Consider the following 16,613-nt stretch of genomic DNA (forward strand, 5'->3'; position numbering starts at 1 on the left):
AAATAATTTAATTATTTAATGTATATAACAATTAGTCAATTTCATATACTATAATATAAATAAAAGAATTCTTTTATTTTTAAACTAAAATATTGCATCAAAAAAACTCTAAAAGAGAATTTAATACTTCCCTTTTAGAGTTTAAGAACAATTTAAATCTTATTAATTCTATCTTTTAATTTATAATTTGTTATAATATAACATGTGTAAATAGTTATAAGTTTATTTAACATATAATATTTTGAAATTATTAATTCAAATCTATTTAGTTTAAATTTATTAGAATTACTTTTTTAATTAAAATCACGTATTTGTAAGCATTAATAATTGATTTTCAATTTTTATATTTTTAGTTTAAAACTAAATAAATATTTCAAATTTATTATACTTATTTTTCAATTTCTAGGTTATCTAGTGCTTGGTCAAGTAGCAGTTGAACTAGCTTAGATTTACCTATGCCTGACATTTTAGAAACCTTCTCTATTTTTCTAATAGTTTCTTGCTTTAGATAATAGGTAGCTCTTCTAGGTGCTTCAGGCTTTTCTTGTTTCTTTATCTTTATTTTTATTACTCCATCAGTAGTTGTAGTTATTATATCATCTTCTTCTACATAGAAGTCATCATAATCATCTTCATATTCTTCTTCTTGAACTACTTTTTTAGGTCTTGGAGTTCTCTTTTTTCTAACCTTCTTTTCTTGTTTTTCTTCTAATATATCTTCTTCTACAGCCTCTATTATTTCAGAATCTACTTCTTCTATAGTATCTTCTTCAATCACTTTAGCTACTGGTTCTTCTTTTTTAATTTCTTTTATTACCTCGGGTTTATTTTCCTCAATTACAGGTATCTTTTTTTCCTCTACTACTTCATTTTTTATAGAATCATTTTTTATTTCTTTTGCTGCAACTTTATTATCTTTTTCTGAAATATTTTTCTCTTTTGCATTGTCTTCTTTGATATCTATAACTGCGGTATTAATCTTTTTATCATCATCTTGTGATTTATCTATACTTTGTCTTTCTGCTTTTTTTCTTTTGGCTTGCATTTGAGCTTTTAGCATTTCAAAGTTTTGATTAATATCTTTTTTAGCTTTAGACAACGCGTTCCACCAACCTTTCAAGAACCTTGAAGAACTGTTGTGCGGCTTCTTGATCATACTCAAAAACTGTTTTACCCATTTTTCCTGCTTCTGTTATCTTAACTCTTCTATTAATAGGTTCAGTTACTAAGCCTTCGTCTCCAAAGAATTCGTGAAGGAACATTAAGTTCTCTTTAGCATCCTTTGTTCTTTTATCATACATATTTGGTATTATAAGCGCTATCTTGTCAGGAGTAAGTCTTAAATCTGAAAGATATTCATATATACTTCCACAAGCTCTAACTGCTGCTGCTTCTACTTGAACAGGCATTATTATGCTGTCTACATAGCAAAGAACTGCATCATTTATTTTTGTTCTTTGAGGACCACAATCTACTATTACATAATCATAATCCATTTCCTCAAGCCCTTGAAGCTTCTCTGAAAGAACTAAGTCAATTCTAGCCTCTCTATAGAACTCTGAGTTTATTTCTTCAATGTGAGAGTTTGGAAGAAGATCTAAGCCCTCTCTAGCTTCAATTATACATTCATCTATTGTTACTGGATCTCTTCTATTTATTAAATCAAAAAAAGTCTTTTTATAATCTGCTTCTTGTATTCCTAAGAAAAGACTTGAATCATTTTGTCCGTCTAAATCCACTAAAATAACTTTGAAGCCTAGTTTTGCTAATCCATGAGAAAGTTGAACTGCAACAGTACTTTTCCCAACTCCACCTTTATTGTTAAGAACTGCTATCTTCTTCATTTTTCTCCCCCCTTTGAATTTTTACTTATTATACTATTTAGGATATCAAGTCTTGCTTTTCCTAATATTTGTTTAGGTTTTTGAGCTATTTCATCTCCTTTATAGAACTTACTTTTATTAGCTTCTATAACTGAGAATATTTTTTCTTCTAACTCTGCATCTTGCACTTTATTTTGAAAATAAGCATCTATGTAATCTCTTAATGCATATCCAAGCTCTAATTGATTCTTGTAATAAAGTCTTATATCATTTTTTTGCATTTTGTTAACCTACTCCTTTCCGATATAACTACTAATTTTAACTTGATTTTATATTTAAAATTAACCTCTTTTTAACTTCCTTTTACCTTATTTTATACTAAAATCATCTTAGATTCAAATAAAATTTGAATAAATTTTATAACAAATTCAACTAAATTTATACACTTTTTATACCCTATTTCACTTAATTATATACATAATTCACTCTATAACTGACTTTATAACTGTTTCTACCATGTTTTTTTATTTATTTTTTAATCTAATTTTTATTTGTAAAAAAATAAGCTATTTTGAAAAAAATTTTTCAAAAATAGCTTATTATAAAATAAATTTAAAAATTTACTTGTTTTATAGGTTAAATAATTATTTTTTCTTTACTTTACATCTGAAGAAAGAATTTTTTTCTAATTCAAATGGAGTTTTAATTTTAAATATCATATTTGGATGTTGACATTCATCTATCTTTTCTCCATCTTCATTATATATTTCTTCAGCTACAAAGCTTTGATCATATTTTCCTGGTGATAATACTTCTATTACATCACCTTTAACAAATTTATTTCTTTGTCTGCAAAGAGCCATTCCAGTTTCTTTATCATAATCTAAAACTATTGCAGTCATATCATAATCTCTTATATGGAAATTTGTATCATATATTATTCCTTCCTCTTTTGGTTCTTTAAAGAAGAAACCTGTATGATATTTTCTGTGATTTACTTTATATAATTCTTCTTTTAATGCTTCAGGTAATTTATAATTTTCTGGATCTTTATAATAAAGGTCTATTGCCTGTCTATATGCATTAACTATTACTGCAACATAATATTCACTTTTATTTCTTCCTTCTATTTTAAGTGATGATATACCTGCATTTAATAACTCTGGAAGGTGTTCTATCATAGCAAGGTCTTTTGAGTTCATTATGTATGTTCCATGACTATCTTCTTCTATTGGGAAGTATTCATTTGGTCTCTTTTCTTCTACTAATGAATATTTCCATCTACAAGATTGTGTACAAGCTCCCATATTAGAATCTCTTCCTGCCATAAAGCTGGATAAAAGACATCTTCCTGAATATGATATACACATTGAACCATGTACAAAAGCTTCTAATTCTAATTCAGGGTTTATATGCTCTCTCATAGTCTTTATATCTTCTAATGAACATTCTCTTGCTAAAACTACTCTCTCAGCTCCTAAGCTTTCCCATACATTACAAGCTTCATAATTTATTGTATTAGCTTGTGTACTTACGTGGATTGCAAGATTAGTATGTTTTTTAACCATTCCTAACACTCCAAGGTCTGATACAAGCACAGCATCAATTCCTACTTCTTCTAATTGCTTTAAAAATTTAGGCATTTGCTCTAAGTCTTCATTTTTTGGCATTACATTTATAGTGCAATATAATTTCTTTCCTAAGCTATGAGCAAATTCTGCTCCTTCTTTCATTTCTTCATAAGAAAAGTTTTGTGCAGCAGCTCTAAGTGAAAAATCTTTTCCTCCAAAATAAACTGCATCTGCTCCATATTGGAATGCTATTTTTAATTTTTCTAAACTTCCAGCTGGTGCTAAAAGCTCTGGCTTTTTATATTTTATTGTCATTAGCTTTCTTCCTCACTTTTTAAAATAATTTCTACAAAACATTATAAACAGAACTTTTACAATTTACAAGAAAGTTAATAAGATAACTAAATTAATGTTTTCTAATTAAATATTATTTTTTTCTTATATATTTTTCATTTTTATAACTATTAATATTTTTTCAAAAAAATAAAGGACATCTTCTGATGTCCTTTTTATTTATTAAATCCCTAGTGGTATACCTAGAGTGAAGAAAACTATTAATAATATTGTCCAACAAATTAGGAATCCAATTGAATATGGAGTCATTAATCTTATCATATCACCTAATGTATATTCTGGTTTATATTTTCTCATAAATACTAAGATAATTCCCGCATATGACATAAGAGGTGATATTACATTTGTAGATGAATCTGCAAGTCTATATGCTGCTGCAACTACATCTGGAGTAAGATCTGGATTTACACTGAAAAGCATTGGTATAAATATTGGTCCTAATAACATCCATTTTGAAGTTAATCCACCAACAAAAAGGTTTATTATTGCTGTTACAATTATAAATCCTATTAATAATAATACTGGGTATTTACTTAATCCTAAGCTTTGTAAGAAAGAAGCTCCAAGATAAGTAATATAAGTTCCTATATTTGAATAGCTAAGTAATGCTAAGAAGTTATATGAGAAGAAAGTAAGTACTAACACATATCCCATTCCACTCATTTGCTTACTCATTGCTTTTACTATATCCATTGCTTTATTAAATTTACCAACCTTTTTACCAAATAATAATCCTGGTAAGAAAAATGCAAATGTTATAAATAAGATTATGTTATCCATAATTGGATTAACTGTTGCACCTTTGTCATTAACATAAGGATGAAGTGGTCCAACATATAATATAGCTATTATTCCTAAAGCTAATACAAGTCCTAATAATGCATTCTTTAATGCTTTATTTTCTTCTGGTTTAACAGCAAAGTTTTCTGCATCAAAATCTTCTGGTATAACATATGATTCTTTTTCAAGTTTTGGTTTTATAAATTTAGCTGTTATAAAATAACCTACTACTGATAAAAGTATTGTTGAAGCAAGTATAAATATATAGTTCATTGTTGCAGGGTTTAAAGCTTGTCCAGATGCTGAAACAAATGGTACTCCTTGCCCTTCTGCAAATATTTTTGCGTTATTTCCTACTAGTACATCTATTGGAGTTCCTGGTATTAAGTTAGCACTAAATCCAGCAGATACTCCAGCAAAAGCTGCAGCCATACCTATTAAAGGATTTTTCTTTAGTCCTACATAAAGCATACCAGCAAGTGGAATAAGAATGATATATCCAGCATCTGTAGCTATACTACTCATAATTCCTAAGAATACTAAAACTACTGGTAAAAACTTATCTGAAACCTTTAATCCAACTTTTTTAATTATTGTACTTAAAAGTCCTGATTCTTCAGCAAGTCCAACTCCAAGCATTACTATAAGGATAGTTCCTAAAACTCCTCCACCATATGCAAGCCAGTTAGTTAATAATGCATTATCAAATATCCATCTAAAATTTTCTGGAGTTAACATATTTTTTATTTCGTGAACTATGTTTCCTCCATCTGCTCCTAAAGTTTCAAATTGCATTCCACCCATAAATAAAGTTAAAGTAAATACTAAAGCATATAATCCCATAAATATAATTACCGGATCTGGGATTTTCTTTCCTACTTTCTCTATGAACGATTCTTTTTTAGGCTTTTCTGACACGTTAGTCACTTTTTTTTGTTTTAATTTTGTGCTCATAAATTCTTCCCCCTTGTTGTTAAATAAACTGTCCCCGTTAACACTTTATTAATATTTGTATTTATTATATCATCTTTCTATGTATTTTTAACTATAAAATCAAAATTCGATTATTTTTTCATTATTTATCATATATAGGGAAGTATTACATACTTTTTTTGATTATTTATCAAAATTTTATACACTTTATTAAAATTATGTTATTTTAATTTTTCTTTTATGTCTTTTATTTAGATACATTTTTAAATTTATGTCTTTTCAGAATAAACAAATTAATGTTTTTTTGTTAAAAAATCACTTTTTTAATTTGATTATATTAAACAGTAAAATTTTTATAATTAATTTTTTTATAAGTCTTTTAAAAATATGATTTTCATATCGCACCAGTAACTAAACAAAATTTAATCATTTAAATTTATAAAAATAACTTTTATGAAGAAGACTTTTTAACTTCTATTTCTCTCATCATTTAAATGTATAAAAAAATAGCCATTAAGACTTAGTCTTAATGGCTATTTAATATAAGTAGTGAAAATTTAATTTATTGAGTAAGTTTGTCGTTTATAAAATATTTTCAATATAAATTCCGATTTGGGCTAGAAATTTACATTTACTTTAATTTAGTTTTTTCTTATTTATCTTCTTTTTTCCAGCTTGGTTTTTTACAAGCATAAATTATTAGTGGAATTATGAATACAACTAATGAAGCAATTACTTGGAATGCAATATATGCTCCACCGTGTCCTGGTCCAACTGCTGTTGGTGGGATTAAACTTGCAATTATAGTTAATGTAACACCAATTAAAGCAAGGATTGATACAAACCACATTGTTCCCATTCCACCTAATTTAAATGGTCTGTCTAATTCTGGTTTAGAATATCTTAATTTGATAATTGCGAATATCATTAAGATGTATGCTAAACAGTAAATTATTGTAGTAGTTATAGTGATTATTAAGAACGCAGTATTTACGTTTGGTACTATAACATATACAAATGCTATTAATGAAATAACAATAGCTTGAATTAGTACGAAAGTAACAGGTACTCCTCTTTTGTTTCTTTTTTGGAATACTCTTGGTAATAAACCTTCTTCAGCAACTGCTATCATAGCTTTTGATGGTCCAAGAACCCAAGCAGATAATTGTGCTAATATACCAATAGCAATCATCCATCCTATGATATTTGTGAATATCATTGGAATTCCTAATGCTTTAAAGTATATTGAGAATGGTTGTAAAATGTTTGAGAATTCCATTTTTCCATTAGGTACTGCATTTGCCATAGTTAAACCAGTTACAAGGTTAAGAATTATAATTATAACTAAAGTAATAATTATTGCAACTGGATAGTTTTTCTTAGGATTATCAATATTGTTTGCGTGAACTGAAGAAATTTCAATACCAGCAAATATAAAGATAATAGCTGAGAATAAGTTTAATGTTCCACCTTCATGGAAGTTTGGTAACACTTTACTAGCTGAGAATCCACCTGCTAAATAACCATTTGGATTAATTCCTACTTTTGCTAAGTAAGCTATTCCTAAGATGATTAATAAAATAAATGGAATGTAAACTCCAATGATTGCTCCCCAGTTACCAACAACTTTAACCATGTCAAATTTCATGTTAAGTAAAGTTACTAACCAGTATCCAACTAATATACATATAAATACGAATATGTTGTTTTGAGCAAGTTTTGGACTACCAACACCGTATCCAAGCATAACTCCAATTGTTGAAGCTATCATAACCATTCCGAAAAACATTTGAACCCATAGTAACCATGAAGTTACGAAACCAAATCTTTCTCCGAATGCCTCAGAAACCCAAACTTGAGGACCTCCTTCTTTTGGATATGCAGTCGCAAGCTCTGCTGCTATTAACGCTATTGGAATAGCGAATAATATAACTGCTGCGATAAGATAAGAAATTTGTGACCAACCTGTTGCAGCTAGTGTAGGAACACTTCTAACTGTACCAAAGAAAGCCATAGTAATACCAACTAGTTGTACTAAACTAAGTTTTTTTGTGTTATCCATAATAACGACATCCTTTCTCACTCTATATTTTGTTTTTAATTTTTAAAGGTTTTTCCTCGGAAATCCTTTATGGAATTTATTATATAGAGAAAACTAACTTAGTCTAAATTGCAAAATATATATTTTTTATAAAGTTAATACATTTACATACCAAATATATCAGTATTTTTTAACAAGTATTATCATACTGATAATTTATATTTAATTTTGTTAACACATTTTTATTAAGTCACCGCATTTTTAAACTTTTAGTTACTTTTGTAAAATTCATATTAATAATATTTTAAAAAGTATAAATTTTATTCTTTTTATTAAAATTTATTTTATAAACTTAACTTTTTATCATTAAAGTTAATTTTTTATTTCTATTTTTTCAATGTTTATTAAAAGAAAATAAGTATATTTAAGGAATTATAGTCTTTATTTTCTTTCTGTTAATTGTTTTAATATTAAATTTATATTTCTAATCAATTTTAGAAATCTATAATATATGATATAATATTTTGATATTTTAAGAATTGGAGATTTTTTATGACAGTAGGAATTAGTAAACAAGATGAAATTTTATACCTTAATAAAACTTTAGATACTATAAAAGAGCTTTTAGATAAATTTGGTGATTCTTCTTATGAAAGAAGTAATGATATAAAATCTGATAGAAGACTTCTTTGGGATAGTATAAAAGAACTTGATGAAATTGAAGTTCAACATTTCAATCAAAACCTTGCTATGCAAGAAAAATTATATTTAAATAACATAGAAAAAATTAAAACACTTAGAAATCAGTTAAACTCTCCTTATTTTGCGAGAATTGACTTTAAAGAAGAAGGTGAAAGTCCTGAAAGTATATACATAGGTATAGCAAGTGTTATAAAAGATGACTTTGATTTTCTTGTTCTTGATTGGCGTTCTCCTATTTCAAATATGTTTTATGATTATGAAATGGGCCCTGCATCTTATACAACTCCAAATGGAGAAATTAAAGGTGAGATAGTTTTAAATAGACAATATAATATAAAAAATGGAGAAATAAAGTTTATTCATGAAAGTAATTCATCAATTCATGATGAAGCTCTTTTAAGTGTATTAGGTTCTAATACATCAGATAAAATGAAAAATATTGTTTCTTCTATTCAAAAAAAGCAAAATGAAATTATAAGAAATGATAAAACAAAGGTTCTTTTAATTCAAGGAGTTGCAGGTTCTGGTAAAACTTCTATTGCAATGCATAGAGCTGCTTTTCTTTTATATAAATACAGAAAAACATTAAAGGCAGAAAATATATTAATCTTTTCTCCTAATGATGTGTTTAGTGAATATATATCTGATGTATTACCTGGACTTGGAGAAAGTAACATAAGTGAAACAACACTTGAAGATTTTTATAAAAGCTTTCTTCCTAGTATTTATAATTATGAAAAGAAAAATGATTATCTTGAATATATTTATTCAGAAGATACTAAAGAAAAAGCTTTACGTGAAAAAGCTATGAAGTTTAAAAATAGCATAGAGTTTTCTAATATACTTGAAGACTTTGCAAATAATCTTCCTAATATGCTAATTCAATTTAAAGATATTATATTTGATAACAAAGTAATAATTTCTAAAAAGAAAGTTTCAGAAGTTTTCCTTAATAAATTTAAAAATGTTTCTTTTATAGATAGAATAGAATCTCTTAAAGGAAATCTTTTTGCACAAGTTGAAACTAAATATTTTGTTCAAGCTAAAAATAAAAATGCTTCTGATTTTGGATATAATCCTTTTGACCATGGAAATAACATTCAAAGCTATTTAAAAGAGGAAGTTTCAAAGCAAGTTGATACTATGATAGAAACTATAAATCCTGTAACTATATATAATTATTTATGGAGAGATATTTCTAAATATACTAAATTAAATGTAGAGGAAATAAGTGATTTTACTATAAAAAATATTCAAAATATGAACATTCTTTTTGAAGATATAATTCCTATACTTTACTTAAGAATGCATATGGATGGATTTAAAAACTATAAAAATATAAAACATTTAATTATAGATGAATGTCAAGATTATAGTCCGCTTTTCTATAAATTAATTAGTAAGTCATTTAGAAATGCTACATTTACTATACTTGGAGATATAAATCAAAAAATATCTAATGATACTAATATAGATAAAAAAGAAGATATAGAAGTTATATTTGGTGAAGATAATACACAAATAGTTTCACTTACTAAGAGCTATCGTTCAACCTTTAATATTACTGAATTCTCTAAAAATATATTAGAATTTGGAGAACCAATTGAAGGTGTAGAAAGACAAGGAATGGAACCACAAGTATTAGAAAATGTAAATATAGAAGAGACTATTTTAGAAAAAATAAAAGAAATTAAAGAATCTGGTTTTGAATCTATTGCAATAATACCTAAAACAGCAGAAAAATCTAAAGAATTATTTAATCTTCTTAAAGATAAAATAGAAGATTTAAACTTAATAATAGATGATAACAGCCACTACTCAAAAGGAATTTCAATAATTCCTTCATATATTGCAAAAGGACTAGAATTTGACTCAGTTATAGTTCCAGATTGTGATAAAACTTATTCAAAAGATAGTGAACGTAATCTTTTATATACAGTTTGTACAAGAGCATTACACAGCCTTTATCTTTTAAGTAGTTCAGAAAAATCAATATTATTATAAAGTTAATCTAAACTTAACAAGATTATTATAAAAATATAAATTGAAATAGAGTTATTAAGTTAATAGAAAAACTAACTCTTAACTATTATAAAACATAGATACTTAAAGGCTTAAAGGGATACTTAATTGTATCCCTTTATTTTTTTAATTTTTAGTTTTTGTTTATACTATTTTTATAATATTTATATGAATACAAGCATGGTAAAATAATAATTGAAAAAATTGAGATTATCATTAAAAAAGTTATATTATGCAATGGTGAACTAATCATTATACTTCCAAATATAATAAAAACATAACTTGAAAACTTTTGTGTTGCATACCAATTATTATTATCCTCTAGTGCCCATTTAAATTTAACTCCTATTGTGTTATTAGGCTCAATTCTTGGTAAGAACATTCCAGATATAGTTATTATAAGTCCAACTATAAAAAATAGAATATTGCTTAATTGGAATTGTACATTTCTAAATAATATAAAGAATAGACATAAATATATAAAAATTGGAATAAAGAAATTTAAAATTAATCCAAAAATATAAGTTGATTTTTTCATTGAATTTTTATTATTGGTATAATCTTTTTTTAAAGAGCTATATGCAAAAGTTGTAGATATCAAAATACCAGATGCAGCTATTAAAAGAACTGTATAGTAAGTGCTATTTAAAGTTTTATTGAATAAGTAATAAATGCCAACTAGTATAACTGGTAATAATCCTAATAATTGAATTTTAAATAATTTTTTCATAATGCTTTCCTTTAAAAATCCATTCTATGATTATTTTTACTTAAATATTAATATCTATCATATTAACAATATATTACTTATATTCTAATAATATCAAGACAATTTGTAAATCATTATTAAAAATATAATATTCAATTTACACAAAATTATTTATAATATCTAAAAGCTTTGAAATTAAAATTTCAAAGCTTTTTATCTAATCAAATAATTTAATTATATCTTCTTCACTAAGTCTTTTAAGTCCTTTACCATCCATCTCTTTACCATCCATAAGACTTTGAATTAATTCTTTTTTGTCTTCTTGCATAAGTACAATCTTCTCTTCTATTGTATCTTTAGCTACAAGTTTTATAACTTTAACAGTGTTTTTTTGCCCAAATCTATGAGCTCTATCTGTTGCTTGGTCTTCAATTGCAGGATTCCACCAAGGGTCAAAATGTATTACTACGCTTGCTGAAGTTAAATTTAATCCTACTCCACCAGCTTTTAAGGATATTAAAAATACTTTTATATCATCATTTTCATTAAAATTCTTTACCATTTCTACTCTATTTTTTGCAGAAGTTGAGCCATCTAAATATAAATAATTTACTCCACTCTTCTTAAAGTCCTCTTCTATCTTTTTTAATACTGAAGTAAATTGAGAAAATAATAATATTTTATTTCCAGCTTTACTCTCCTCTTCAACTATATCTTTTACTATATTTAATTTAGCGCTCTTATCTATATAATCTGGTACAACAAGCGAAGGGTCTAAACATAGTTCTCTAAGCTTTGTAAGATATGCAAATAAGTTAACTTTATCTCTTGAAGTTTCTATCTTCATTTTAACTTCTTTTATATAGGATTTATAAATTTGCTTTTGTTTTGAATTAAGTTCTACTAAATATTTCTTTTCAACTTTACTTGGTAACTCATCTAAAACATCTGACTTAACTCTTCTTAATATAAATGGTGTTATTAATGTTTTTAGCTCTGTTAAATCACTATTTCCAACAAATCTTTCTTTAAATCTTTCTTTTGTAAATAAATATCCAGGCATAACAAAATCAAATATTGACCACAATTCCATTAAATTATTTTCTATTGGTGTGCCTGTTAATGCAATGTTACATCTTGATTTTATTTTTTTAACTGAAATAGTCGCTTGTGCTAGATGATTTTTTATATTTTGAGCTTCATCTATTATCAAATAATCAAAAGTTAAAGAACTATATTTTTCTTCATCATTTTTAATAGTTCCATATGTAGTTAAAATTACATCATATTTTTTATAATCATCTATAACTTTCTCTCTTGAAACTTTATTTCCATGAGCCAATCCTACTTTTAATGTAGGTGCAAATTTTTCAAATTCATCTTTCCAATTATAAATTACTGAAGTTGGTGTAATTATAAGAGTTTTTGTTTTCTTTTGAGATAATATAAAAGAAATAATTTGAATAGTTTTACCAAGCCCCATATCATCTGCAAGTATTCCACCAAACCCTAAGGCAGTTATTTCATTAAGCCATTTAAAGCCTTCTATTTGATATGGTCTAAGAGTTGCATTTAATTTTTTAGGTACAAGCTTTCTTTTGTATTCTTTATTTAATAACTTTTGAACTATATCTTGAAGTACCTTACTCCCCTTTATAAATGACAAGTTTCTATCTTTTAATTTTTCTTGAAGATATATCATCTTATTTTTGTCTATCTCTATTTCATTATCCTTTATTTTATCTAACCCTAAATCATCTAAAAGATTTAAAAATTTAGCTACTCCTGGATCTTCTAAATCTAAGTAAGTATTTTTGCTTTTATAAAATTTTTCTCCACTCTTCATTGAATTTATAGCTTCTCCAAGCTCTTTTACTGTAAAATCACCAAACTTATATTTAAGCTTATAAAAATTATCAAATTCATCTAGATTTGAAAGAATATCTTTTGAATTTATTAATTTTATCTTTTCTAAATCCTTAGAAAATAAAACAACTCCAATTTCTTTTAATCTTAATAAGCCCATATTTAAAAATTCATACATATCCTCTTCATTACCAATAAATAAAAAATCCTTTTCTTTTTTAATAAACTTATATCTTTCAAGCTCCATATCTATTAGATTTTCTTTTTTAATATCTCTTAAAAAACTTTTATTAGATTTATCTTTAATTAAATCAATAATATAACCAAAGTAATTTAACTTTACATTACAATAGATATTTCCATCTTCTTTATAAAAATAAAAATTTGGAGCAATCAACTTTCTTTTAAACTCTTTTGTATTCTCATCTAAGGTAATTTCATTAGTTATATTTTTAAGCTCTGATAATAAGGAATTTAAAGTTTCTAATGACTTATTATATTTTATCTCACTATTTTTTAAAAACTTTTTATAAATTGGAATATACGAATTGATTTGTTTTTCTTTTGGAATATATATATTTCTATCAAAGAGCATTACTTCTCCATTATTACTTAAAAGTTCAGGAAATTTATTATGATGTTTTAAAACAAATTCATCTCCTCTAAGCCTAATAGTTAAAGCGACAGGAACATTAGCTCTCTTAACTCGAACTTCATAATTTATAAAATTATAATTTAATATAATCTTTTTATTTCGATCTATAAGCTTTAAAAACTCTTTTATTTCATTTTGATGTAAAACTAAATATTTTCCCCTTATTTTTTGTTTATTTTTATTTATAAAATCAATTATATATTTATCATTATCTAAAAATTCATCTTTTATAGGATTATAAGTGAATACATCATTAAATCTTATTGTTTGTTTATTATCTATTCTTTCTATAAAGTCTTTAATATCTGTAATTAAATTAGTTTTTTCAGGTCCTATTCTAAATTCACATTGAAAAGAAGGTATATTGTCATTTTTAATACATTTTATCCTTAAATCTAAATTCAAATATCTCTTATTTTCTAATTCCTTTTTTTCTTTATATTTTTTTATAATTACATTTTTATTTACTGTTTTATTTTCTTTTTTACTAACACTTTTACTTTTTATATTTTTTCTGGCTTTATTATAAAAGGTATAAGTAGTTGCTACTATATGCTGACAAACATAATTATTTATATGTTTTATACTTTCTTCAAAGATTTCACAAGTACATTTAGTATCAATTATTTTATTTGTTTTCATATCTATCTTTATATGAGTGCTATATGTTTTACTTTTATTATTATTTAATACTCTTCCATAAATGTGATAAACATTATTTATACTTTTCCCCTTTAATTCTGTTACAAAAGATTCTTTTGATAACTTTTCTCCTTGTGTTCTTGCAAATGATGAACTAATCTTGAGTGTATTATCTTTTATTGATTCCAAATTCAAAGGATTCACCTCCTTTTGTTTTCTAGAAATATTCTATCATAGTTTATAAGAGAATATATAGAATTCTTATATGCTTAATCTTCAATAATAAACCAATATAAAATCGTTCTAATAATTATAAATACATAGAAGAGACTACAAAAAAATCCATCACAAATTAATGATGGATTTTCAATGATTTTATATTTAAATATCTTATACTAAATTTTGTAGATTTTATTGATTGGTGTTTTCTAAGCAATAGGGCGTAATTTAAATATCCCATACTAAATTTTATAGTCTTTTTAACACTTATATTATATTCTAATTCTATAAATTCTAATTCCTATTAACCATTTAATTTCCTGATGAAGAAGCAGCTGCAGCTGCTCCAGTAGTTGCTGCTACAGTTGCTATCTCTATAGCTATTTGTATAGTTAATGCCACATTATTAGTAGTATCTATTAATGTTTGTTTCTCCTCTTCATTTAATCTATCAACATAATATGATGCAACAAGTCCTGTAGCTATCATATTTCTAATAGTTGAACCTAATGTAAAAGTTCCAAAACCTTTTTCAGATTTTATTTTTTCATTAACTTCTTTTACTTCTTTTGCAAATGCGTTTGGGTCATCTGCTATCCCTGCTACTACGCCTAAAATTGGTAATGAATAATATCTTAAAGGTACTCCATTATTTTTTAATTCCATATTGACTTTAGAAATCCTTTGAACTTTTTCTTCTACACTTCCACTAAACAAAGGCAATATATGTGACAAGCTTTGAGTATTATTCCCCATTCCAAAGCCTTTTTTTATTAAAGCTTCATAACATTTTTCTATTTCACATAAAGTTAATTCTATATTTATTGAAGTAGTTGCAATCATAGCTGCAGCTGATATATCCTCTTGCCCTGTTAAAAATCTATGCTTCTTTTTCATGTAATCATAAACTTTTCTAGTATTTTTAACTGCATCATCAACATCTACTCTATCTCTTGCATTAAATATTACGATAGCCGCTAAAATTAAATACTGATTTGTAAAGAAAACACCCTTTAGCTTATCATAAATACTCATTAGTTCTTTAAAACTACCTTTCATATCTTCTTCAAGAGATATAGTAGTTGCAGTAGTTAATAAATTATTTCCCCTAAAATTTGATAACATAGATGTATTATGTTTAATAACTTCTATAGCCTGGTTAATTTTTTTTGAATCTGCATTTCTACCCTTTAATGTTAATAATAAAGCACTACATTTTCTAAAAGAATTTCCTGTAAATATTCCCCCTGCCTTATCTAACTCTCTACTGTTATTTACCAATAACTGAACTTTTTCATAATTCACAATGATCCCCTCCACTTAAATAAATATCCTTTTATTTAATTATACAGTATTAAATATCCCTTTTAAAAAGTTTAGATATATTTTAATTTATTTCCACAGCATCTTTTATATATAAATTTTATAAAATAATATTAATCAACTTAAATATATAAATCTTAATAAATTTGATTTAATAAGATTTATAATTATAAAAAGAAATTATTATATAAAAAAGAAAAAGTGCCAATTTTGTTGACACTTTAATATTTTAAATTTTATTTCAAAATTTTATTGACTTATATATTCTTTTACTTTTCTTAAGGCCAAAGTTTCTCTCTCTACCCAAGGATTCATAATATCTTTTTCATGTTCTATAATTTTTTCATTTTTAGAAAGAGCTTCATCTATAGTAGTCCAAACTGGTAAAAATTCTTGATCTCTTTCGTAATCATCTAAGTTTTGGGATGTTTTTTCTCCTGATAAATCACAAAGATAATACATAGAAGTCATATCAAACATTAATTCTTTATCAAATTCATCTATTTTTCTTTCAACAATAGTTCCTAAATTTTCTCCTACAGTATCTATTATATATCCACTCTCTTCAATTACTTCTCTCTTTAAAGTTTCATTATATGTTTCTCCAGATTTAACTCCTCCACCTGGAAATATAAAGTCACCTTTATTTGTTTTTATTAATAGTATCTTATTTTCATTTAATATTACAGCTCTCATAGCAAGTCTAAAGTTTATCTTTTCTCTTATTATTTCAGTATTGCCTAAAACTTCTTGAAAAAACATAATATCAACTCCTCTAATTATTTATGCCTTTTTATTAAAATTCTACTAATATTATTACAGATAAGTTAGTTATTTATTCTATTTTCTGCTTTTAAACAAGATTATATAATATATAATTACATTTAACTTTTATTCTTATCCTTTTATAATATATTAACAGGTTTTCTTAATACTTTAAACTGTAATTTCTAACAATTCTTAAAATTAATAT

At 25.3% G+C, this 16,613-nt stretch carries 11 protein-coding genes; 1 reads left to right on the forward strand and 10 read right to left on the reverse strand.

The annotated features are described in order from the left end of the window. Positions 1-388: 388 nt before the first annotated feature. The 6 genes from CLTHE_RS10335 to tyrP all read right to left on the reverse strand — a co-directional run bounded on the left by CLTHE_RS10335 (position 389) and on the right by tyrP (position 7,523). The gene (locus CLTHE_RS10335; RefSeq protein WP_080023297.1) at positions 389-1,099 is read right to left on the reverse strand and encodes a hypothetical protein; all 711 of its coding nucleotides are present in this window, start codon (positions 1,097-1,099) and stop codon (positions 389-391) included. Then, positions 1,092-1,844, reverse strand: a complete 753-nt coding sequence (locus CLTHE_RS10340; protein WP_002599378.1) for a ParA family protein — start codon at positions 1,842-1,844, stop codon at positions 1,092-1,094. The genes CLTHE_RS10335 and CLTHE_RS10340 overlap by 8 nt, the downstream gene beginning before the upstream one ends. Then, a complete protein-coding gene (locus tag CLTHE_RS10345; protein WP_002599379.1) occupies positions 1,841-2,104 on the reverse strand; it encodes a TIGR04540 family protein in 264 nt (87 codons plus the stop codon). Before CLTHE_RS10345 ends, CLTHE_RS10340 begins: the two co-directional genes overlap by 4 nt. Before the next feature lie 363 nt (positions 2,105-2,467). Beyond that, positions 2,468-3,709 carry a peptidase U32 family protein gene (locus tag CLTHE_RS10350; protein ID WP_080023299.1) on the reverse strand — a complete coding sequence of 414 codons (1,242 nt, stop codon included), beginning with the start codon at positions 3,707-3,709 and terminating at the stop codon, positions 2,468-2,470. A 201-nt stretch (positions 3,710-3,910) separates the two neighbouring features. Continuing rightward, positions 3,911-5,482, reverse strand: a complete 1,572-nt coding sequence (locus tag CLTHE_RS10355) for an AbgT family transporter (RefSeq protein ID WP_207651202.1) — start codon at positions 5,480-5,482, stop codon at positions 3,911-3,913. A 631-nt stretch (positions 5,483-6,113) separates the two neighbouring features. Beyond that, positions 6,114-7,523 (reverse strand): tyrosine-tyramine antiporter, encoded by a 1,410-nt coding sequence (gene tyrP / locus CLTHE_RS10360; protein ID WP_080023302.1) that lies wholly within the window; start codon positions 7,521-7,523, stop codon positions 6,114-6,116. 531 nt (positions 7,524-8,054) lie between these two features. Between tyrP and CLTHE_RS10365 the strand changes: the two genes are divergently transcribed. Beyond that, entirely contained in the window at positions 8,055-10,208 is a 2,154-nt protein-coding gene (locus CLTHE_RS10365) for a HelD family protein (protein ID WP_080023304.1), read from the forward strand. A 151-nt stretch (positions 10,209-10,359) separates the two neighbouring features. On the opposite strand, the gene CLTHE_RS10370 is transcribed toward CLTHE_RS10365, so the two are convergent. The 4 genes from CLTHE_RS10370 to CLTHE_RS10385 all read right to left on the reverse strand — a co-directional run bounded on the left by CLTHE_RS10370 (position 10,360) and on the right by CLTHE_RS10385 (position 16,402). Further along, positions 10,360-10,956 carry an SdpI family protein gene (locus CLTHE_RS10370; protein ID WP_080023307.1) on the reverse strand — a complete coding sequence of 199 codons (597 nt, stop codon included), beginning with the start codon at positions 10,954-10,956 and terminating at the stop codon, positions 10,360-10,362. A 196-nt stretch (positions 10,957-11,152) separates the two neighbouring features. Then, positions 11,153-14,293 (reverse strand): DEAD/DEAH box helicase, encoded by a 3,141-nt coding sequence (locus CLTHE_RS10375; RefSeq protein ID WP_080023310.1) that lies wholly within the window; start codon positions 14,291-14,293, stop codon positions 11,153-11,155. Between the two features lie 336 nt (positions 14,294-14,629). Beyond that, positions 14,630-15,622, reverse strand: coding sequence for a DUF4003 family protein (locus CLTHE_RS10380; RefSeq protein WP_080023312.1), 993 nt, complete (start codon positions 15,620-15,622; stop codon positions 14,630-14,632). A gap of 267 nt (positions 15,623-15,889) precedes the next feature. Further along, positions 15,890-16,402, reverse strand: a complete 513-nt coding sequence (locus CLTHE_RS10385) for an NUDIX domain-containing protein (protein ID WP_080023314.1) — start codon at positions 16,400-16,402, stop codon at positions 15,890-15,892. Between the last annotated feature and the right edge of the window lie 211 nt (positions 16,403-16,613).

The organism is Clostridium thermobutyricum DSM 4928 (assembly GCF_002050515.1).
Taxonomy (GTDB): domain Bacteria; phylum Bacillota; class Clostridia; order Clostridiales; family Clostridiaceae; genus Clostridium; species Clostridium thermobutyricum.